Genomic DNA, 19,316 nt, shown 5'->3' on the forward strand with positions numbered 1-19,316 from the left:
GGGTTGATACAGCGAGTCTAACCAGCTTTGGCGGATCTGGCAGGGCATTTAGCCAGTATTTGAAGGCACTGCGCGCCAATCGTTCCATCTATTTACGCAGGTCGGTAAGCTTGGGAACTTCTGCCGTTGCCGTGGGCACAGAGTAGAGACATTCCATCGAAACAGGATCCGCGCCATGCACCTTCTGGTAGTCGAAGACGACGACATCGTACGCATGCTGATAGTCGAAGTGCTCGACGAGCTGGGCTACAAGGCCATCGAGGCGGATTGCGCCGCCGCGGCCTTGAAGATCCTCGAAGACCCCGGCCAGCCCCTGGCGCTGCTGATGACCGATGTCGGCCTGCCGGACATGCGCGGCGAACAACTGGCCAGGAAGGCACGTGAGGCCCGGCCATTGTTGCCGGTGCTGTTCGCCAGCGGCTACGCCGAGAGCGTCGAGGTGCCTGCGGGCATGCACCTGATCGGCAAGCCGTTCAGCATCGACCAGTTGCGGGACAAGGTGGTGGAGATACTGGGCGCTGCTTGAGCAATCTGCGCCGGCGAATAGGCCTGTGCCGACAAAACACCTCTCACAGCTCCCGCCGCAACAGGTAGGTATCCATGATCCAGCCGTTGCGCCGCCGCGCCGCCTCGCGCAGTTCGAGGATGCGCGCCTTGACCGCCTGCAACGGCCCCGCCACCAGCACCTCGTCCGGGGTGCCCAGGTAGGCGCCCCAGTAGATCACCAGCTGCGGATCCTCCAGCGCGGCGAACGCGCACGCCCCGTCGAGCATCACCACCACATTGTCGACCCGCGCCAGCTCGCCCAGGCGGCGGCCTGGCAGCACGGTCAACGGCTCGCCGATACGGTTGAAGGGGATCTGGTGCCGGGCCGCCAGGGCCTGCACGCTGCTGATGCCGGGGATGACTTTCAGGGTAAGCGCCAGGCCACGCTGACGGACCAGGTCGAGGATGCGCAAGGTGCTGTCGTAAAGCCCAGGCTCGCCCCAGAGCAGGAAGGCGCCAATGTCATCGGCGCCCAGCTCGTCTTCGATCAGGCGAGCATACAGCGCCGCGCGCTCGGCGTGCCAATCCTGCACGGCGCCGACATAGTCGGCGGCCTGCCCGTCACGCCGGGGATCCTCGACCTGCACCAGGCGGTAGCCCCCTTCGGGCCGGTAGCGCTCGAGGATGGCCTTGCGCAGTTGCAGCAAGGCGTCCTTGTCGGCGCCCTTGTCGAGCACGAAGAACACCGTGGCGCGCCGCAGCGCCTCCACGGCTTCGAAGGTGACCTGGCGTGGGTCGCCCGGCCCGATGCCGATCAGTAGAAGCTGTTTCATCGCCTGCCTCGCCTGGATGCCGACGACCATTGTCGGCCGGCCGCCGGTATTTGGCAAAGCAGGCGTCGACTTCAGAAGACCGAGAAGTTGTAGCTGACGATCACCCGGGTCTCGTCCATGTCGCGCGCCCACTTCTCGTAGTTGCTGCGGTAGGTGGAGTTGCGCAGGCGCACGCTGACATCCTTGAACGTGCCACTCTGCACCTGGTACTTGAGCTCGCTGTCGCGTTCCCATTCCTTGCCTTCGGCCAGGCTGCCCGGGACCTTGATATTGTCGCCGTTGATGTAGCGGGTGAAGAAGGTCAGGCCAGGCACACCGAGGGCCTTGAAGTCATAGTCGTAGCGCAGTTGCCAGGAGCGTTCCTGGGCGGCGGCGAAGTCGTTGACCTGGGCGTAGTTGACCAGGTACGGGTTGGTGCCGTCGAGGTACGGCATGGCGCTGTCGCCGAACATGCGCTGCCAGCCGGCGCTGATCTTGTGCCCACCCAGGCTGTAACCCAGCATGCCGCTGAACGCACGGTGGTCGATATGCCCGGCACGGGCATTGCCGATGTCGTCGCTCTTGATCACCCGCAGGTCGGCCGACAAGGTGCCGACGTCCAGCGGCTGGCTGGCGACCAGGCCGAGGAAGTGCTGGCGATAGATGTTCTCCAGCTTCGACACCTGGTACTGGGCGCTGACACGTTCGTTGAAGCGGTAGTCGACACCGGCGAGGTCGAAGTGGTCGGCCTCGATGTCACAGGCGTAGCGCTTGTTCTTGCAGTGGACGCGGATATCCTGGCGGTCGGTGGAATCTCGCGCGGTGTACTGGTTCAGGCGCGCCAGGGTGAACTTCAGGTCGCGCACTTCCTCGGACGTCAGCCAGGCACCATGGAACATGGTCGGCAGCAGGCGGCCGTCGTTGTACTTGAGCAGCGGCACATCGGGCATCATCGAACCGTACTTGAACACGGTCTGCGAATACTTCACCTTGCCGGCGATACCCATCTTGGCGTACTGGTCGACGGAGTGACGTGGGTTGTGTCCGGAGGACGGCAACAAGCCGCTGTTACTGTCGGCCGGGCTCGAATCCAACTTGTAACCGAGCATCCCCAGCGCATCCACGCCGAACCCTACCGGGCCCTGGGTATAACCGGACTGGACATTGAGGATGAACCCCTGCGCCCACTCCTCACGCTTTGACGCGCCCTGGCTGGAACTGCTGTGGCCGTCACGGAAATCCCGGTTGAAATAGACATTGCGTGCTTCGACCTTGGCACTGCTGTCTTCAATGAAACCGGCGGCCTGGGCGTTGACGCCGGCACACAGGAAGAACAGGCCGGCAACTCGGCGCCCAAGGGCGAGGGGAAAGGGGGCAAACATGCGAGGGAACATCCAAAAGAGGGGCAGAAAACAATCCGAGCAGTCACCTGCATCGGCACTACGGGACAGACGAACAGACTTCGACCATCATCTTGGATTTTGCGCCAACGCCTCTAGGTCAGGCCATTGGACCATGGTCTAGAACGGCCTGGCGAGGTCCGTCCGGGCATTTTCGAATAACGTGCAGGAAACCCGCAAAGTTCCCGGCTAATTGATTGAAAGTTTGCTGTTTACCACCCCGACCGGCACTACTACACTCACTATCAGCGAACAGCAGTCCCCCCCACGTGGCCAACGTTCAATACAATCTTCATGTTCGTCACGTCATGCCACGGCAGACTTAACAGGAGTGATGACAGTGTCCAGACTTGCAGAGTTTCGTGCTGCCGAAAAAGCGCTTCAGGAACAGATGGCACAATTGGAAGCGCTGAAAAAGGATGCCGGCCTCAAACGCGAAATCGAATTCGAGCAGAAACTAGTCGGCCTGATGAAGAGCTATGACAAGAGCCTGCGCGACATCATCGCGATCCTTGACCCCAAAGGCGCGAGCAAGCCCCCCTCCGCACCGGTCAAGCAGCAACGCCGCCCACGGGTGGTAAAAGTCTACGAGAACCCGCACACCGGCGAGCTGATCGAGACCAAGGGCGGCAATCATCGCGGGTTGAAGGCCTGGAAGGAACAGTACGGCGCACAGACGGTGGAAAGCTGGGTGCGCTGATGAAACGTCAACGCACGCTTCACACTTTTTTCACTTATGCCAGCGCAGTATCGAACCAGCTAAAGGACTAGCGACCCCATCACGCGCCCGCACATGCGGGCCTCTAATTCCAGCGCCCTGCCACCGTGCAGGGCGCTTTCGTTTGCGCTGCCGGCGCACTGCCGTATCATGGCCCATCTGTTTTAGGCCCGATCCTGGAGTACCCATGAGCCTGCACGACCTGCAACAACTGCCCGGCGTCACCGCCCAGCCGGACACCGCCACCGCCCAGTTCGTCTTCAACCACACCATGCTGCGGGTCAAGGATATCCAGAAGTCCCTGGACTTCTACACCCGCGTGCTGGGCTTCAGCCTGGTGGACAAGCGCGACTTCCCGGAAGCGGCCTTCAGCCTGTACTTCCTGGCCCTGGTCGACAAGAAGGATATCCCCGAGGATGACGCCGCGCGCCACCAGTGGATGAAGTCGATCCCTGGCGTGCTCGAACTGACCCACAACCACGGCACCGAAGACGACCCTGAGTTCGCCTACCACAATGGCAACACCGACCCGCGCGGTTTCGGCCACATCTGCATTTCGGTGCCGGACGTGCGCGTCGCCTGCGAGCGCTTCGAGGCGCTGGGCGTACCGTTCCAGAAACGCCTGAGCGACGGTCGCATGAAGCACCTGGCCTTCGTCAAGGACCCGGACGACTACTGGGTCGAGGTGATCCAGCCGACCGACCTGCAAGGCTGACTTTCAGCCGTCGCGCTCGTCGGGTGGGGAGCGCCCGCCCCCTTGCTGTGGTATACGAAGGAGACGCTTCTTCCATGCCACAGCGAGGTCAGGACGATGCAAACCCTCCACTGTGAATACCGCAAGCACATCATCACCGCCAGCGTGATGCCCCACCCCGACTCTCCCCTGCCCTATGCCGCCGGGTGCCTGATCACCGACCCGCAGGGCCACACCAGCCGCCGCCTGTCGATGCCGATGAAGTTCTTCTCCGACCTGGACAATGCCCAGCACGTATCCCTGGCCCATGGCCGGGCGCTGGTCGATCAGCAACTGGACGGGGGGCATGACACCGTCTGACAGCGAAGATCCCCCCACCCCCTGTAGGAGCGGCTTTAGCCGCGAAGCAAACACCGCGATGCATGGCACCCGCTTCGCGGGTGATCGCGGGTAAACCCGCTCCTACACCGACCGCGCTCACCTCACGCCATGCGCGCACCCTGTAGGAGCCGGCCTTGCCGGCGAATGGGCCAGCGCAGCCACACAAGGGGGGGGGCCATCACGCCTGCCTGGCAAACGCCACTGCCGCCGCGACCTGCTCGTCACTTGGCCGCACCCCGGTGTACAGCACGAACTGTTCCAGCGCTTGCAAGGCGATGACTTCCAGCCCAGTGATCACGGGTTTGCCCAGCGCCTCGGCCTGCCGGATCAACGGTGTGCGCGCCGGCATGGCCACCACATCGAATACCCGCTCGGCCGCCGCGATCGCGGTTTCGCTGAACGCCAGCTGGTCGGCCTCCACCCCGCCCGCCATACCGATCGGGGTGACATTGACCAGCATCGACGGGCATTGCTCACCCAGTTCCGGCAACCAGCGGTAACCACAGGCCTGCGCCAACTGCCGCCCGGCCGGCTCATTGCGCGCCACGATGGTCCCGTTGCGAAAACCCGCGTCGCGCAGCGCGCTGGCCACCGCCTTGGCCATGCCACCACTGCCGCGCAGGGCAAAGGCGGTGGCCGGGTCGACCTGGTGCCGCGCCAGCAATTGACGCACCGCCAGGTAGTCGGTGTTGTAGGCCTTCAGGTGCCCCTGGGTGTTGACCAAGGTGTTCACCGACGCAATGGCCGCCGCGGACGGGTCGATCTCGTCCACCAGGGCCATGCAGGCCTCCTTGTACGGCATCGACACCCCACACCCGCGGATCCCCAGGGCACGGATGCCCGCCACGGCGGCGGGCAGGTCCTGGGTGGTCATGGCCTTGTAGTAGTAGTCCAGCCCCAACTGCTGGTAGAGGTGGTTGTGAAAGCGTACACCGAACGTGCCCGGGCGCCCGGCCAGGGAAATGCACAGGACGGTATCCCTGCTGGGTGGTGTGCTCATGGCCTGTTTCTCCGCGTGTCGACTGAAACGATTGCGCCAGCCTACCAGACACGACCACCGGTCGCCCCTTACACAACCTTTACCATCCCCCTGCGAGCACTTGACGGTTGCCGGAGTCATAGTAATCAAGCCCCGAGCGAGGGGTTGTCTTGCGAGGATTGGCCATGAACCGTTTCATCCCCGGAATCGCCCTGCTGGTCGGCGCGCTGGCCATCAGCGGGCAGGCATCCGCCCATGGTGGCGGCTGGTATGGCCCGGGCCCGGTGCTCGGCGCGGGAGTGGCGGGCGTGGTGGTCGGCGCGGCGATTTCCGGCGGCCATGACCGTACCGTGTACGTGCAGCAGCAACCGGTCTACGCACCTGCGCCAGTCTATGTACAGGCGCCACCGCCGCCACCGCCGGTCTATTACCAGCCCTATGTGGTGGAACGCTATGTACCCGCCCCGCCACCCCCGGTCTATCGCCGCTATTACGGCCCGCCACCGGTGTACTACGGGCCACCGCGCTGGTGAGCGGCATAGTTGATAAAAGCAATGACCACTATCGAGGACATTGATTTCAAACCCCGAAGGCGGCTGCGTAAGGTAGGGCCATGTTTACAGGAGATGCCCCCATGGCCCCTATCCAGATCATGTCCGTCGTCGGCAGTGCCGTCCCGAACAACCTGCGTCAGCAGGGCCTGCTGGCCTGCTGGTACCTGATGCGTAACGGCGAAGCCATCAGCGGCCCGCTGACCACGCGCTCCTCGGCGCAGGCCCTGGCCGACCGGCTGCACGATTCAAGCTTCATCGCCTGACCCGAATTTGTTGTTGTGCGTTGCTCCCTACGCCTCTTGTTGCCCGCCCTTTTCGGCGGGCTTTTTTTTTGCTCCCTCATGGGGTGGCAGTTACCCGACCTCAAGCGTGCTGCTCGGCAGGAATTGGTACAGGATTAAATTTCGTTCACGTTGCGCCCTTTGGATATAAGGCATTCGACAGCCGTTCGGCCATACTCCAAAATGCAGCGGTTTTCTGGGGGAAACCCTTGCACAGCCAATGACATACCAACATTTAGTGAGCCTCAACGTGAAAACTTCCCTGTCCATCCTCAGCCTGCTGCTGTTGCTCACAGGAACCGCGACCCTCCCGTCGACCGCTGCTGCACAACCCCCGGCCCAGATGCAACGAGATCCAAGCAAGCTGCACCTGGCCTCTGGCAGCGCCCTGTTGATCGACCTCAACACCAACCAGGAGCTGTATTCCAGCCACGCCGATCGCGTGCGCCCCATCGCCTCGGTCACCAAGCTGATGACCGCGATGGTCGTGCTCGACGCCAAGCTGCCCATGGACGAGATGCTCAGCATGACCATCGCCAACAACCCCGAGATGAAAGGCGTGTATTCGCGGGTGCGGCTGGGCAGTGAGCTGAACCGCCGCGAAACGTTGCTGATCACCCTGATGTCGTCGGAGAACCGCGCGGCGAACTCGCTGGCCAACCACTACCCCGGTGGCTACGGCGCGTTCATCAAGGCGATGAACGCCAAGGCACGCAGCCTTGGCATGAGCCACACCCGCTATGTCGAGCCCACCGGCCTGTCCACGCTCAACGTCTCCACCGCCCAGGACCTGGCCAAGCTGCTGATGGCCTCGCGCAAGTACCCGATGCTGAGCGAGCTGTCGACCACCCGCGAGAAGACCGTGGCGTTCCGCAAGCCCAACTACACGCTGGGCTTCCGTAATACCGACCACCTGGTGAACAAGAGCAACTGGGACATCAAGCTGACCAAGACCGGTTTCACCAACGAGGCCGGCCACTGCCTGGTGCTGCTGACCAGGATGGACAACCGCCCGGTGGCCATGGTCATCCTCGATGCCTACGGCAAGTACACCCACTTCGCCGACGCCAGCCGCATGCGCCAGTGGCTGGAGACCGGCAGCACCAAGCCGGCGCCGGCGGTGGCCATGCAGTACAAGAGCGAGCGCCAGGGCCGGGCGCGCGTGGCCCAGGACTGAAAACGACGACGCCCCGCACGAAGCGGGGCGTCTTGGTTGCCTGGACAACCGCTGTAGGAGCGGCTTCAGCCGCAATCAGCCGCGAAGCGGGTGCCAGAGACCGCGTTGCCTGCATCGCGGCTCAAGCCGCTCCTACAGAGATTTCCAGCACTCTCAGGCCTGGGTGCTGACCATCCCGCCGGCACTGCTGCCACCGGACTCGGTCAGGGCCTTGAGCAATTGCGCGGTGGCCGCCTGGATCTGCCCGCTGATGGTGGCGATGCTGGCCTGCTTGGCCATGACCATCGACAGCTTGGTGGTCTCGTCCATTTTTTGCGCCATGAGCATGGCCAGCTGTTTCTGCTCTTCGGCCATTTGTTTCTGCAACTGCTTGATCATCTCGCGCAATTGCGTGATGTGCCCAGGTTCGCTGCTCTCGCCTTGTCCTGCGGCCTCGGCCTTGCCAGGCGTGTCCTCGGCCCGCACGCCGTTGCCGGCCTTGCCACTTTCTTCGGTCTTGTCCGTGTTGTCCGCTTCAGCGGCGCGAACCTGCTCGGCCACTTGCAGGCCTGTGGTCAGCGGCGTCGCGCTGTTGATGCTCATACCGGTGATACCTACCATGTCCCTGATCCTCTTCGGTGGGTCCTTTCGATGCCCTCGCTATCGGCCTTCGCGCGCGAAACTTGATGACCGCCCGGCGATAAATTTGCCCCGCCGCCATTCGTCCACCTGATACCCGAGCCCTGCCCTGGCGAGCACGCCCGCCGGCAGGCCGATCCGATCAGCCCTGCAACGAGATGGCAATGACCAAGACCCGTTCCCGCAAAGCCCTGTACATCGGCCTGCCCCTGGCCCTGGCGGTCGCCCTGGGCAGCGCCGCCGGCTATTTCTACTGGCAAGGCCAGAACGCCGGCTACCCGCTGAAGATCGTCGAGCAGGCCAAGGGCATGCACGAACACATGCTCTCGTTCGACGGCCATATCACCGTGCCGCTGACCTTCGGCGCCCACGGCCAGGAAGCGGACAAGGACGGCCCGCACCAGTTCGACCTGGTCAAGGCCGGCAAGGGGCGCCTGTCGGGCGCGGCGCTGACCATCCTCGCCTGGCCGGAGATGTGGAACGGCCCCAACGCCCCGCACAAGCCCACCCCGGGCTTTGTCGACGAGGCCCGCCACCAGCAGGAAACGCGCTACCAGATCATCGCCAACATGGTGCGCGACTTCCCCAACCAGGTGGGTATCGCCTACACCCCCGACGACTTCCGCCGCCTCAACGGTGAAGGCAAGTTCGCCGTGTTCATCAGCCTGCTCAACGCCTACCCGCTGGGCGACGACCTGTCGCAGCTCGACCTGTGGGCCAAGCGCGGCATGCGCATGTTCGGCTTCAGCTATATCGGCAACAACGACTGGGCCGACTCGTCGCGGCCGATGCCGTTCTTCAACGACACCGCCGACGCCCTCGGCGGGCTGTCGCCGACCGGCGAGAAAGCCGTGGCCCGGCTCAACGACCTGGGGGTGATCATCGACGTCTCGCAGATGTCGACCCTGGCCCTGGAAGACGTGGCACGCCTGAGCCGTGCGCCGATCATCGCCTCGCACTCGGCGCCGCGTGGATTGGTGGATATCCGCCGCAACCTCGGCGACAAAGAGATGAAGCTGATCAAAGACAGCGGCGGCCTGATCCAGGTGGTCGGCTTCAGTGGCTACCTCAAGCCCCTGGGCAAGCCGACCCTGGACAAGCTCGACGCCCTGCGCGCGCGCTTTGACCTGGGGCCGCTGCAGGACCTGAACTACGCCCTGATGCCGGGCGACCCGGCGATCACCATCTGGCCCGAGAAGCGTTTCGGCGAATACGCCAGCGGCCTGTACGGCATCCTCGACGAAGAACCCAAGGCAACGCTGAAGGCCTACGTCGACGCCATCGACTACACGGTGAAGAAGGTCGGCATCGACCATGTCGGCATCAGTTCCGACTTCAACGAAGGCGGCGGTCTGGTGGGCTGGAAGGATGTCAGCGAGATCCGCAACGTCACCGCCGAACTGCTCACCCGCGGCTACAGCGAGACGGACATCGCCAAGCTCTGGGCCGGCAACTTCCTGCGCATCTGGGACCAGGTGCAGAAAGCCGGTCACCCCGTCGCCACCGCTCGCTGAACAAGGCCCGCCCCGCATGAACAACCGTCGCACCTTCCTCAAGCAGGCCGGCCTGGTCGCCGCCACCCTGCCCATGTTGCCTGGCGCCCTGGCGGCCACGCCCGCCGCCACTGCGCTGGACGGCCCGGGCAAATGGCACAACCTGCGCGCGCTGTTCCCGCTCGACCCGCAGGTGGCGCACTTCGCCAACTTCCTGGTCACCGCCCACCCGCGCCCGGTGCAGGAAGCCATCGACCGCCACCGCGCCGACCTCGACCGCAACCCTGCCGCGCTGATGGACTGGGAAAGCCAGTACGAATGGCAGCGCGAGGGCGAGGTGCGGGACTGGGCGGCGCGCTACCTGGAAGTCGGCCCCCGGCAGATCGCCCTGACCGGCAGCACCACCGAGGGCCTGGCACTGATCTATGGCGGCCTGCAGGTCAGGCCCGACCAGGAGATCCTGACCACCGTCCACGAGCACTACTCCGCCCACAAGACCCTCGAATTCCGCACCCTTCGCCAGGGCACCCAGGTGCGCAAGATCCGCCTGTTCGACAAGCCCTGGGAAATCTCGGCCGACCAGATCCTCAGCACCATCGACCAGAACATCCGCCCTGAAACCCGCGTGCTGGGCATGACCTGGGTGCATTCGAGCAGCGGCGCCAAGCTGCCGGTGGGCGAGATCGGCGAACTGGTGCGCAAGCACAACCGCGAACGCAGCGAAGCCGAGCGCATTCTCTACGTGGTCGATGGCGTGCACGGTTTCGGCGTGGAGAACGCACGCTTCGCCGACTTCAACTGCGACTACTTCATTGCCGGCGGCCACAAGTGGCTGTTCGGCCCACGCGGCACCGGCATCATCTGCGCCGCCTCCACCACAATGGACAACCTCACCCCCAGCGTCGCCTCTTTCTCCCAGGAAGAGGACTTCGCCACCATCATGACCCCAGGCGGCTACCACGCCTTCGAATACCGCTGGTCGCTGGGCGAGGCCTTCAAGCTGCACCTGCAACTGGGCAAGGCCGATGTCCAGGCGCGCATTCACCAGCTCAACAGCCTGCTCAAGGAGCGCCTTGCCGAGCACCGCCAGATCGAAGTGGTGACGCCCCGCAGCCCCGAGTTCTCGGCTGGCTTCACCTTCTTCCGGATTCCCGGCAAGAACCCGGATGCGGTCGCGGCCCACCTGGTGCAGAACAAGGTGATGAGCGACGCCGTGTACCGCGACGTCGGCCCGGTGATCCGCCTGGCCCCTGGCCTGCTCAACGATGAGCAGCAGATCGACCGGGTCATGCGCCTGGTCACCCAGCAACTCTGAACAAGGTTCCCCATGAACGCTATCCTGCCCCGCCTCTCCCTGGCCGCCCTGCTCGCCACCCTCGGCCTGCCGGCGCTGGCCGCCGACACCAACACGCCGCCCGGCACGGTGTTCCGTGACTGCGCCGGCGTCTGCCCGGAAATGGTCGTGCTGCCGGCCGGCAGCTTCATGATGGGCACGCCCGACGACGAGCCCGGCCGCCAGGACGACGAAGGCCCGCTGCACCCGGTAACCTTCGCCAAGCCCTTCGCCATGAGCCGCTTCCAGGTGACCGCCGGGGAATGGGACACCTACCTCAGGCAAAGCGGCGCGAAAGTCGTCGATGGCGACGTGCGTCCCGGCCGCCACTGCACCGCCAGCAAGCCCATGTACAAGCAAGGCCCGCGTCAGCCCGCGGTGTGCATGACCTACTTCGACGTGCAGGACTACGTGGAATGGTTGTCGAAGAAGACCGGCAAGACCTACCGCATGGTCAGCGAATCCGAACGCGAATATGCCGCCCGCGCCGGCAGCACCGGCCCGTTCCCGTTCCCGCTCGACCCGGACGCCGAGTACGAGATCAGCCGCCACGCGAACGTCTACGGCCCCAAGGACGGCTACAGCTACACCGCCCCCGTGGGCAGCTTCCCGCCCAACGCCTTCGGCCTGTACGACATGCATGGCAATGTCTACGAATGGGTCGCCGACTGCCTGCACGACAGCTACGTCGGCGCACCGACCGACGGCAGCGCCTGGGGCCGTTCCAGCCGCCAGGCGGACAGCTGCAAGGTGGTGCAGATCCGCGGCAACGACTGGGGCGAGGCGCCGATCTTCTCGCGCTCCGGCAACCGCAATGCGATGACCCCGGCGCGCCCGGGCGACTGGCTCGGTTTCCGAGTGGTGCGTGAGCTCTGAAGGCCCCGCGCCACGCTAAATTGTCCCACCCGCTCCTCGTCCTATCGATGTACTCCCGCAGCTCGGGGTGGCCGCCGTCGGCGCCCCCCGCCACTTCAAGGAACCGATAGCATGAGCCAGCCCCACACCTCCCAGCAGGTCCACGACCTCATCGGCGTGGGCTTCGGCCCTTCCAACCTGGCCCTGGCCATCGCCCTGGAAGAACTCGCCGAAACCCACGGCCACGCCCTCGACGCGCTGTTCATCGACAAGCAGAACGACTACCGCTGGCACGGCAACACCCTGGCCACCCAGAGCGAGCTGCAGATCTCCTTCCTCAAGGACCTGGTATCGCTGCGCAACCCCACCAGCCCCTACAGCTTCGTCAACTACCTGCACCAGAAGCAGCGCCTGGCCGACTTCATCAACCTGGGCACCTTCTACCCCTGCCGCCTGGAGTACAACGACTACCTGCGCTGGGCCGCCGAGCACTTCGCCACCCAGGCCCGCTACGGTGAAGAAGTGACCCGCATCGAGCCGGTGCTGGACAACGGCCAGGTGCGGCACCTGCGCGTGGTTTCGCGCAACACCCAGGGCCATGAGCAAACCCGCCTGAGCCGCGCGGTGGTGGTCGGCAGTGGTGGCACGCCCAAGGTGCCGGCCAGCTTCGCCGCGTTCAAGGACGACCCGCGGGTGTTCCACCACTCGCGCTACCTGAGCAGCCTGGCCACCCTGCCCTGCACCGAAGGCAAGCCCATGCGCATCGCCATCGTCGGTTCCGGGCAGAGCGCCGCCGAGGCATTCATCGACCTCAACGACAGCTACCCGTCGGTCAAGGTCGACATGATCGTGCGCGCCAGTGCCCTCAAGCCGGCCGACGACAGCCCGTTCGTCAACGAGATCTTCGCCCCCGACTACACCGACCTGGTGTTCAACCAGGAGCAGCACGAGCGGCAGAAACTGATCGCCGAGTACCACAACACCAACTACTCGGTGGTCGACATCGACCTGCTCGAGCGCATCTACGGCATCCTCTACCGCCAGAAGGTCGCCCACCAGTACCGTCACGCCGTGCTCTGCCGCCGCCAGGTGCAGGCCGCCGTGGCCACCACCGACGGCATCGAGCTGACCCTGCAGGACCTGGCCACCCACCAGACGCAGACCCACCGCTACGACGCGGTGATCCTCGCCACCGGCTACGAGCGCCGCTCCCACCGCGACCTGCTGGCACCGCTGCAGGGCTATCTGGAAGACTTCAACGTCGCCCGCGACTACCGCGCCCTGGCCAGCCCGGACCTGCAGGCGGCGGTGTACCTGCAAGGCTTCTGCGAGAACAGCCACGGCCTGAGCGACACCCTGCTGTCGGTGCTGCCCAACCGCGCGGCGGAAATCGGCGAGTCGCTGTACCAGGCGCTGGGCCAGGCACGCCTGAGCGGCACCGGCAGCCTTGCGATCAGCGCCTGAAGGATCACGCCATGAAAACCCCTTCTCGCGGCGCCACCCGCGAACTGCTGGCCTTGCTGCGGCCGTTCTGGCCGCAGGTCACGGCGTCGATCCTGCTGGGCATTCTCGGCGGCTTCAGCGTCACGGCGCTGCTGGCCACCATCAACCGTGGCCTGCATAGCGAAGACGGCCTGAGCCTGGCCCTGGTCGGGGCGTTCGCCGGGCTGTGCGTGCTGGCCCTGCTGGGCTCGATCTTCTCCGATATCGGCAGCAACCGGGTCGGCCAGCAGATCATCGCCAACCTGCGCCGCAGCCTGGGCGAGAAGGTGCTCAGCGCCCCCATCGCGCAGATCGAACGCTACCGCAGCCATCGCCTGATCCCGGTGCTGACCCACGACATCGACACCATCAGCTCGTTCGCCTTCGCCTTCGCGCCGCTGGCCATCTCGGTCACGGTGGTCCTTGGCTGCATGGCCTACCTGGCGCTGCTGTCGCTGCCGATGTTCGTGCTGATGCTGGTGGCCATCGGTGTCGGCACCGTGGTCCAGTACATCGCCCGCGCCCGTGGCATCCAGGGCTTCGTCGATGCCCGCGAAGCCGAGGACGAGTTGCAGAAGCACTACCAGGCCATCGCCGAGGGCGCCAAGGAGCTGCGCATCCACCGCTCGCGCCGCCAACGCATGTTCGTCGACGGCATCCAGGCCACCGCCGAGCGGATCCGCGACAAGCAGGTGCGCTCGGTCAACACCTTCGTGGTGGCCAAGAGCCTGGGCTCGATGCTGTTCTTCGTGGTGATCGGCCTGGCCCTGGCCTTGCAGTCGTTGTGGCCGAGCAGCGACAAGGCGGTCATGAGCGGGTTCGTGCTGGTGCTGCTGTACATGAAAGGCCCGCTGGAGCACCTGGTCAGCACTTTGCCGATCGTCAGCCGGGCGCAGATCGCCTTTCGCCGCATCGCCGAACTGTCCGAGCAGTTCTCCTCGCCGGAGCCTCACCTGCTGCTGACCGACCGCGAGCCGCCCAAGGTGCAGGTCGAGCGCCTGCAACTGGTCGATGTGCACCACAGCTACCCGGTGGCCGATGGCGGTACGCCGTTCAAGCTGGGGCCGGTGAACCTCGACATCGCCCAGGGCGACATCGTGTTCATCGTTGGTGAGAACGGCGGCGGCAAGACCACCCTGATCAAGCTGTTGCTGGGCCTGTACCCGCCGCAACAGGGGCAGGTGCTGCTCAACGGCGAGGTGGTCGGCGACCGCGAGCGGGACGACTATCGCCAGCTGTTCACCACCATCTTCGCCGACTACTACCTGTTCGACGAGCTGGTCAACGATGGCCCCGCGGTGCCGGCCAATGCCGTGCAGTACCTCGAGCGCCTGGAAATCGACCACAAGGTGTCGATCCGCGACGGCGCCTTCACCACCACCGACCTGTCCACCGGGCAACGCAAGCGCCTGGCCCTGGTCAGTGCCTGGATCGAGGGGCGCCCGGTACTGGTGTTCGACGAATGGGCGGCCGACCAGGACCCGGCGTTCCGCCGCGTGTTCTACACCGAGATCCTGCCGGACCTCAAACGCCAGGGCCGCACCCTGATCGTCATTTCCCACGACGACCGCTACTTCGATGTCGCCGACCAGATCGTGCGCATGGAAAACGGCCGCGTCATCTGCGAGCCCCAGCCCGCCTGACCAGGCGGCTGGCGCTCGCGCCTAAATAAAAATATTTCGCAAATGCCATCCGGTTTCACGGCACTGCAACGTCTCACTTAAAGCCAATGCTAATAATTCCCACTTAACACATTTCAAGAGCTATAACGATGTCGACTCTCAGTGACTTCACGCCCCTGGCAAAAGCCCTGCTGTTGCGCCACTCCTTGCGTCGCACCCTGCCCGTCGCCCTGATGGGTATCACCTTGGGCTTGCCTATGGCAGGCCTGGCCCAGGCCCAGGAATACGATGTCGATATCGCCGCCCAGAGCCTGCCGGGCGCGCTCAAGCAACTGGCCGACCAGACCAACCTGCAGGTGCTGTACAGCCCGGACGATGTCCAGGGCGTGCGCAGCAGCGCGGTGCGCGGCCACCTCTCGGCCCAGGCCGCCGCCGCCGGCCTGCTGCGCGGCACCGGGGTGCGCTACAGCCTGGACGGCAACACCCTGACCTTGCAAAGCAACGACAGCAGCGCCGCCGTGACCCTCGACCCGAGCGTGGTCAACGCCAAGGGCCAGGAGAACCCCTACGGCCCGGTCGACGGCTACATCGCCACCCGCTCGACCACCGCCACCAAGACCGACACCTCGCTGATGGAAACCCCGCAGTCGATCTCGGTGATCACCCGCGACCGCATGACCGCCCAGGGCGCGCAGACCGTCAGCGACAGCCTGGCCTACACCGCGGGCGTCTATTCCAACGTCGCCGGCAACAACCCGACCGACAACACCCTCATGGTCCGCGGTTTCCAGCAGATCAACGCCAACGCCTACACCGATGGCCTGCGCAACAACCAGGTCGGCTACTACGCGCCGGAGACCTACGGCATGGAGCGCATCGAAGTGCTCAAGGGCCCGGCGTCGGTGATGTACGGCCAGGGTTCGCCAGGCGGCACGCTGAACTTCGTGTCGAAGCGCCCGACCTTCAGCCCGCACCATGAAGTGGGCATTTCCGGCGGCAGCAACGACCGCGCCCAGGCCTACATGGACATCGGCGACGTGCTGGACGAGCAGAAGACCCTCAGCTATCGCCTGGTCGCCCTTGGCCGCGACGCCAACAGCAGCATCGACTACATCAAGGACGACCGGGTCTACATCGCCCCCAGCCTGACCTGGGCACCGAACGAAGACACCAGCCTCACCCTGCTGACCTCCTACCAGCGCAACAAGAACCTGTTCACCAGCAACCTGCCCTATTCGCTGTTCGACGGTTCCAACCCCAACGGCAAGCTGCCGCGCCACCGTTCGCTGAACGAGCCCGGCTTCGACGCCGAGAAGGCCGAGCAGACCAGCGTGGGCTACGAGCTGACGCACAACCTCAGCGACAGCTGGACCTTCAAGCAGAACTTCCGTTACACCCACTTCACCGGCTACGAGCACCAGCTGTACCGTAACAGTGGCGTGATCAACGGCAACACCATCAACCGCTACTACCAGCTGCGCGACTACGAGAACGACAACTACGCCATCGACAACCAGTTGGTCGGCAAATTCGCCACCGGCGAGCTCGAGCACACCTTGCTGATGGGCACCGACTACCAGCACGGCAAGCGCAGCGCCTTCACCCAGACCGGCAATGCGCCGTCGATCAACATCTACAACCCTGATCGCAGCGTGGTCATCGACACCTCGCGCTACACCAGCCTGCTCAGCACCTCGGAGAAGAACCGCCAGCTCGGTGTCTACCTGCAGGACCAGATCAAGTTCGGCAACTGGATCGCCTCGCTGGGCGGCCGTTACGACTGGGCCAGCCTGGACACCCGCAACCGCCTGCAGAACACCAGGCAGAGCACCGACGCCGAGGACTTCACCGGCCGTGTCGGCCTGGGCTACCTGTTCGACTTCGGGCTGTTCCCCTACATCAGCTACACCGAGTCGTTCCTGCCCACCAGCGGCACCACCGCCAGTGGCTCGCAGTTCGAGCCCGAGACCGCCAAGCAGTACGAGATCGGCGTGAAGTACCAGCCCAATGGCTCGCAGAGCTACGTGACCTTGTCGGCCTTCGACCTGCGCCGGCAGAACGTGCTGACCACCGACGTGAGCAACCCGTCGTTCAGTGTCCAGGAGGGTGAAGTCACCTCGCGTGGGGTCGAGCTCGAAGGTGTGTTCAAGCCGGTCGAGGGCCTGAACGTGATCTCCTCCTACTCGGTGACCGATGTCGAAGTGACCAAGGATAACCCGAACGTCGCCGGCATCAGCAACAAGGGCAAGACCCCGGTGCGCATTCCCAAGCACCTGGCCTCGCTGTGGGTCGACTACACCCTGCAGGGCGGCCCGCTGGCCGGCCTGGGCTTTGGCGTGGGCGCGCGCTACACCGGCTCGACCTACGGCGACGCGCAGAATACCTTCAAGGTGCCGGACTACACCCTGGTCGACGCCATGATCAGCTACGACTTCGGCAAGGCCGACCGCAGCCTGGAAGGCCTGAAGGCGTCGGTCAACGTGAAGAACCTCACCGACAAGTACTACGTGGCGGGCTGCTTCGCCACGGTTGGGTGCCTGTTGGGCGCCGAGCGTACCGTGACGGCGGACCTCACCTACAAGTGGTGATCGGTGTGTTAGGGGCCTAGTGCCCTGGATGTGAAAAAGCCCCTTTGCCAGTTGCTGGCAAAGGGGCTTTTTCGTGGGATGTGCTCGACGCATCGCGGATGAATCCGCTCCTACAGGCCGCCCATATCGCTGCGCCTGTAGGTGCGGATTCATCCGCGATGCGCCTGTAGGAGCGGATTCATCCGCGATGCGCTTGTAGGAGCGGATTCATCCGCGATGCGCCGCAAAGCGGCGCCCGACAAACCCTGAAATTGTTCCCCCCATCTCCTCCAAGGCACCACCACTAGGCTGGACCATGAAACCCCACTCATGGACGCCCCTCATGCCCACTCCCCAAGGCAGCCAACTGCGCCGCGGCAGATACTCGGAGCCAGGCAGGCTCTACGTACTGACCACCGTCACCCACCATCGCCAGCCCCTGTTCCTCGACTTCCACCACGCACGAACGGCCATCCGATTCCTGCGCCAGGCTGACCAGGAAGGCCAATGCCGATCACTGGCCTGGGTCGTGATGCCCGATCACGTTCATTGGCTGGTCGAATTGAAAGCGGCGTCGCTGAGCACATTGATGCGTTATTTCAAGGCGCGATCGAGCCATGCGTTGCGCAAGGCCGGAGTTAGTTGCACACCCGTCTGGCAGGCCGGTTTTCACGACCGCGCGTTGCGGCGGGAAGACGATGTGGTCATGGTCGCGAGGTACATCGTCGCCAATCCGCTGAGAGCGGGGTTGGTGGATAAGGTAGGCAGATACCCGCATTGGGATGCGGTCTGGCTTTAGGTGTTGATAGAGCGCCGCTTGCGCGCCGCATCGCGGATGAATCCGCTCCTACAGGCAGGCGCTGTTGTAGGAGCGGATTCATCCGCGATGGGCTCGACATCAACAACGCTGGAAAAGCCACTCCAGCGCCCGCTCATAAATCCCCTGCACCTGCGGCACCATGCCGGACATGCGCAGGAAATCATGGGTCAACTGCGGCTGCAAATCGAGGGTCACCTCGGTCCCGCTGGCCCGCAGCCGCTCGGCCCACGCCACCCCCTCGTCATACAGCGGATCATGCCCGGCCAGGCTGACGAAGCTGGGCACCTGCGCCGGCAGCTGCTCGATCAACAACGGCGAGGCCCGCCAGTCCAGGCGCTGCCGGGGCTCGGCCAGGTACAGGTCGTAGAACCAGCGCAGGGTCGCGCTTTCCAGCAGGTAACCCTCGGCGTAGCGAACATGGGAGTCACGCTCGCGGCTGGTGTCGGTCACCGGATAGAACAGCAACTGGGCGACGGGCGCCAGGCGCGTTTCCCCCTTCTGGGCCGCCAACGCCAATACCGTGGCCAAGGTGGCGCCGACGCTGTCGCCGGCCACCGCCACCCGCGCGGCGTCCAGGCCCAGCGTCGCGGCCTGGGCGGCCAACCAGTCAGCCACATCCAGCACGTCATTGCTGGCCGTGGGGAAACGCTGCTCGGGCGCCAGGCGGTAGTCCGCCGCCAGCACCGCGAAACGGCCATCGGCCGCCAGGCGGCGGCACACCGAGTCATGGGAATCCAGGCTGCCGACGACATAACCACCGCCATGCAGGTAGAGAATGGTCGGCTGCGCCGCCGGGCGCGGGCCTTCGCCGCGGTACAGGCGCGCCGCCAGCGCGGCGCCATCGCGCGCGACGATGCTCAGTTCGGTCACCTCGAGCGCCGCGGGCGGGCTCGGGTCGAGAATGGCCGAGCTGCTGGCGAAATCGCGGCGCGCCTGCTCGACGCTCAACTGGTGCATCGGCTGGCTGTTGCCCATCAATCGCCCCATTTCCACCAGTTCGAGAAAGCCGGCAAGGTCGGGATGCAGAGACATGTTGGTTCCTTA

Annotated in this window: 19 protein-coding genes; 14 read left to right on the forward strand and 5 right to left on the reverse strand. The window is 64.8% G+C overall.

Features of this window, described 5'->3' with window-relative positions; genetic code table 11:
* Positions 1-175 precede the first annotated feature (175 nt).
* Complete coding sequence (locus tag JYG34_RS15340) at positions 176-526, forward strand: response regulator (protein WP_213657254.1); 351 nt, start codon at positions 176-178, stop codon at positions 524-526.
* Between the two features lie 43 nt (positions 527-569).
* On the opposite strand, the gene cobF is transcribed toward JYG34_RS15340, so the two are convergent.
* Together cobF and JYG34_RS15350 are read right to left on the reverse strand one after the other, a co-directional pair.
* The gene (gene cobF, locus JYG34_RS15345; RefSeq protein ID WP_213657255.1) at positions 570-1,319 is read right to left on the reverse strand and encodes a precorrin-6A synthase (deacetylating); all 750 of its coding nucleotides are present in this window, start codon (positions 1,317-1,319) and stop codon (positions 570-572) included.
* A 71-nt stretch (positions 1,320-1,390) separates the two neighbouring features.
* Positions 1,391-2,680: an OprD family porin gene (locus JYG34_RS15350; protein WP_213657256.1), complete on the reverse strand. Its 1,290-nt coding sequence runs from the start codon at positions 2,678-2,680 to the stop codon at positions 1,391-1,393.
* A 358-nt stretch (positions 2,681-3,038) separates the two neighbouring features.
* Here JYG34_RS15350 and JYG34_RS15355 point away from each other — a divergent pair, with 358 nt between their 5' ends.
* The 3 genes from JYG34_RS15355 (at position 3,039) to JYG34_RS15365 (ending at position 4,470) form a co-directional block, all read left to right on the forward strand.
* Positions 3,039-3,398, forward strand: coding sequence for a histone-like nucleoid-structuring protein, MvaT/MvaU family (locus JYG34_RS15355; RefSeq protein WP_213661197.1), 360 nt, complete (start codon positions 3,039-3,041; stop codon positions 3,396-3,398).
* Between the two features lie 205 nt (positions 3,399-3,603).
* The gene (gene gloA, locus JYG34_RS15360; RefSeq protein ID WP_213657257.1) at positions 3,604-4,131 is read left to right on the forward strand and encodes a lactoylglutathione lyase; all 528 of its coding nucleotides are present in this window, start codon (positions 3,604-3,606) and stop codon (positions 4,129-4,131) included.
* 96 nt (positions 4,132-4,227) lie between these two features.
* Positions 4,228-4,470, forward strand: a complete 243-nt coding sequence (locus tag JYG34_RS15365) for a hypothetical protein (protein ID WP_213657258.1) — start codon at positions 4,228-4,230, stop codon at positions 4,468-4,470.
* A gap of 199 nt (positions 4,471-4,669) precedes the next feature.
* On the opposite strand, the gene JYG34_RS15370 is transcribed toward JYG34_RS15365, so the two are convergent.
* Positions 4,670-5,491, reverse strand: coding sequence for a shikimate 5-dehydrogenase (locus tag JYG34_RS15370; protein ID WP_213657259.1), 822 nt, complete (start codon positions 5,489-5,491; stop codon positions 4,670-4,672).
* Between the two features lie 164 nt (positions 5,492-5,655).
* On the opposite strand from JYG34_RS15370, the gene JYG34_RS15375 reads away from it, so the two are divergent.
* The 3 genes from JYG34_RS15375 (at position 5,656) to pbpG (ending at position 7,482) form a co-directional block, all read left to right on the forward strand.
* Positions 5,656-6,003, forward strand: coding sequence for a hypothetical protein (locus JYG34_RS15375; protein WP_213657260.1), 348 nt, complete (start codon positions 5,656-5,658; stop codon positions 6,001-6,003).
* A gap of 101 nt (positions 6,004-6,104) precedes the next feature.
* Complete coding sequence (locus JYG34_RS15380) at positions 6,105-6,287, forward strand: hypothetical protein (protein ID WP_011534362.1); 183 nt, start codon at positions 6,105-6,107, stop codon at positions 6,285-6,287.
* Between the two features lie 268 nt (positions 6,288-6,555).
* On the forward strand, positions 6,556-7,482 hold the full coding sequence (gene pbpG, locus JYG34_RS15385) for a D-alanyl-D-alanine endopeptidase (RefSeq protein ID WP_011534364.1): 927 nt from the start codon (positions 6,556-6,558) through the stop codon (positions 7,480-7,482).
* A gap of 153 nt (positions 7,483-7,635) precedes the next feature.
* Here the strand turns inward: pbpG and JYG34_RS15390 are convergent, their stop codons facing one another.
* Entirely contained in the window at positions 7,636-8,082 is a 447-nt protein-coding gene (locus JYG34_RS15390; protein ID WP_213657261.1) for a hypothetical protein, read from the reverse strand.
* 182 nt (positions 8,083-8,264) lie between these two features.
* On the opposite strand from JYG34_RS15390, the gene pvdM reads away from it, so the two are divergent.
* The 7 genes from pvdM (at position 8,265) to JYG34_RS15425 (ending at position 18,251) form a co-directional block, all read left to right on the forward strand.
* Positions 8,265-9,614, forward strand: coding sequence for a pyoverdine-tailoring dipeptidase-like protein PvdM (gene pvdM, locus JYG34_RS15395; protein ID WP_213657262.1), 1,350 nt, complete (start codon positions 8,265-8,267; stop codon positions 9,612-9,614).
* A gap of 16 nt (positions 9,615-9,630) precedes the next feature.
* Complete coding sequence (locus tag JYG34_RS15400; RefSeq protein WP_213657263.1) at positions 9,631-10,908, forward strand: aminotransferase class V-fold PLP-dependent enzyme; 1,278 nt, start codon at positions 9,631-9,633, stop codon at positions 10,906-10,908.
* 12 nt (positions 10,909-10,920) lie between these two features.
* Entirely contained in the window at positions 10,921-11,802 is an 882-nt protein-coding gene (gene pvdO, locus JYG34_RS15405) for a dihydropyoverdine dehydrogenase (RefSeq protein WP_213657264.1), read from the forward strand.
* A 111-nt stretch (positions 11,803-11,913) separates the two neighbouring features.
* The gene (locus JYG34_RS15410) at positions 11,914-13,245 is read left to right on the forward strand and encodes a lysine N(6)-hydroxylase/L-ornithine N(5)-oxygenase family protein (RefSeq protein WP_213657265.1); all 1,332 of its coding nucleotides are present in this window, start codon (positions 11,914-11,916) and stop codon (positions 13,243-13,245) included.
* Between the two features lie 11 nt (positions 13,246-13,256).
* Complete coding sequence (locus tag JYG34_RS15415; RefSeq protein WP_213657266.1) at positions 13,257-14,906, forward strand: cyclic peptide export ABC transporter; 1,650 nt, start codon at positions 13,257-13,259, stop codon at positions 14,904-14,906.
* A 128-nt stretch (positions 14,907-15,034) separates the two neighbouring features.
* Positions 15,035-17,473, forward strand: coding sequence for a TonB-dependent siderophore receptor (locus JYG34_RS15420; protein ID WP_213657267.1), 2,439 nt, complete (start codon positions 15,035-15,037; stop codon positions 17,471-17,473).
* Between the two features lie 322 nt (positions 17,474-17,795).
* Positions 17,796-18,251 carry an REP-associated tyrosine transposase gene (locus JYG34_RS15425; RefSeq protein WP_213657268.1) on the forward strand — a complete coding sequence of 152 codons (456 nt, stop codon included), beginning with the start codon at positions 17,796-17,798 and terminating at the stop codon, positions 18,249-18,251.
* A 99-nt stretch (positions 18,252-18,350) separates the two neighbouring features.
* Here the strand turns inward: JYG34_RS15425 and JYG34_RS15430 are convergent, their stop codons facing one another.
* Positions 18,351-19,304: an alpha/beta hydrolase gene (locus JYG34_RS15430; RefSeq protein WP_213657269.1), complete on the reverse strand. Its 954-nt coding sequence runs from the start codon at positions 19,302-19,304 to the stop codon at positions 18,351-18,353.
* Positions 19,305-19,316: the final 12 nt, after the last annotated feature.

Source organism: Pseudomonas entomophila, assembly GCF_018417595.1.
In the GTDB taxonomy this organism is placed as follows: domain Bacteria; phylum Pseudomonadota; class Gammaproteobacteria; order Pseudomonadales; family Pseudomonadaceae; genus Aquipseudomonas; species Aquipseudomonas entomophila_C.

What these genes read in the sequence shown, in the direction of transcription:
- JYG34_RS15340 (WP_213657254.1), top strand. Translation starts at nt 176, where the DNA reads ATGCACCTTCTGGTAGTCGAAGACGACGACATCGTACGCATGCTGATA.
- cobF (WP_213657255.1), bottom strand. Translation starts at nt 1,319, where the DNA reads ATGAAACAGCTTCTACTGATCGGCATCGGGCCGGGCGACCCACGCCAG.
- JYG34_RS15350 (WP_213657256.1), bottom strand. Translation starts at nt 2,680, where the DNA reads ATGTTTGCCCCCTTTCCCCTCGCCCTTGGGCGCCGAGTTGCCGGCCTG.
- gloA (WP_213657257.1), top strand. Translation starts at nt 3,604, where the DNA reads ATGAGCCTGCACGACCTGCAACAACTGCCCGGCGTCACCGCCCAGCCG.
- JYG34_RS15365 (WP_213657258.1), top strand. Translation starts at nt 4,228, where the DNA reads ATGCAAACCCTCCACTGTGAATACCGCAAGCACATCATCACCGCCAGC.
- JYG34_RS15370 (WP_213657259.1), bottom strand. Translation starts at nt 5,491, where the DNA reads ATGAGCACACCACCCAGCAGGGATACCGTCCTGTGCATTTCCCTGGCC.
- JYG34_RS15375 (WP_213657260.1), top strand. Translation starts at nt 5,656, where the DNA reads ATGAACCGTTTCATCCCCGGAATCGCCCTGCTGGTCGGCGCGCTGGCC.
- JYG34_RS15380 (WP_011534362.1), top strand. Translation starts at nt 6,105, where the DNA reads ATGGCCCCTATCCAGATCATGTCCGTCGTCGGCAGTGCCGTCCCGAAC.
- JYG34_RS15390 (WP_213657261.1), bottom strand. Translation starts at nt 8,082, where the DNA reads ATGGTAGGTATCACCGGTATGAGCATCAACAGCGCGACGCCGCTGACC.
- pvdM (WP_213657262.1), top strand. Translation starts at nt 8,265, where the DNA reads ATGACCAAGACCCGTTCCCGCAAAGCCCTGTACATCGGCCTGCCCCTG.
- JYG34_RS15400 (WP_213657263.1), top strand. Translation starts at nt 9,631, where the DNA reads ATGAACAACCGTCGCACCTTCCTCAAGCAGGCCGGCCTGGTCGCCGCC.
- pvdO (WP_213657264.1), top strand. Translation starts at nt 10,921, where the DNA reads ATGAACGCTATCCTGCCCCGCCTCTCCCTGGCCGCCCTGCTCGCCACC.
- JYG34_RS15410 (WP_213657265.1), top strand. Translation starts at nt 11,914, where the DNA reads ATGAGCCAGCCCCACACCTCCCAGCAGGTCCACGACCTCATCGGCGTG.
- JYG34_RS15415 (WP_213657266.1), top strand. Translation starts at nt 13,257, where the DNA reads ATGAAAACCCCTTCTCGCGGCGCCACCCGCGAACTGCTGGCCTTGCTG.
- JYG34_RS15420 (WP_213657267.1), top strand. Translation starts at nt 15,035, where the DNA reads ATGTCGACTCTCAGTGACTTCACGCCCCTGGCAAAAGCCCTGCTGTTG.
- JYG34_RS15425 (WP_213657268.1), top strand. Translation starts at nt 17,796, where the DNA reads ATGCCCACTCCCCAAGGCAGCCAACTGCGCCGCGGCAGATACTCGGAG.
- JYG34_RS15430 (WP_213657269.1), bottom strand. Translation starts at nt 19,304, where the DNA reads ATGTCTCTGCATCCCGACCTTGCCGGCTTTCTCGAACTGGTGGAAATG.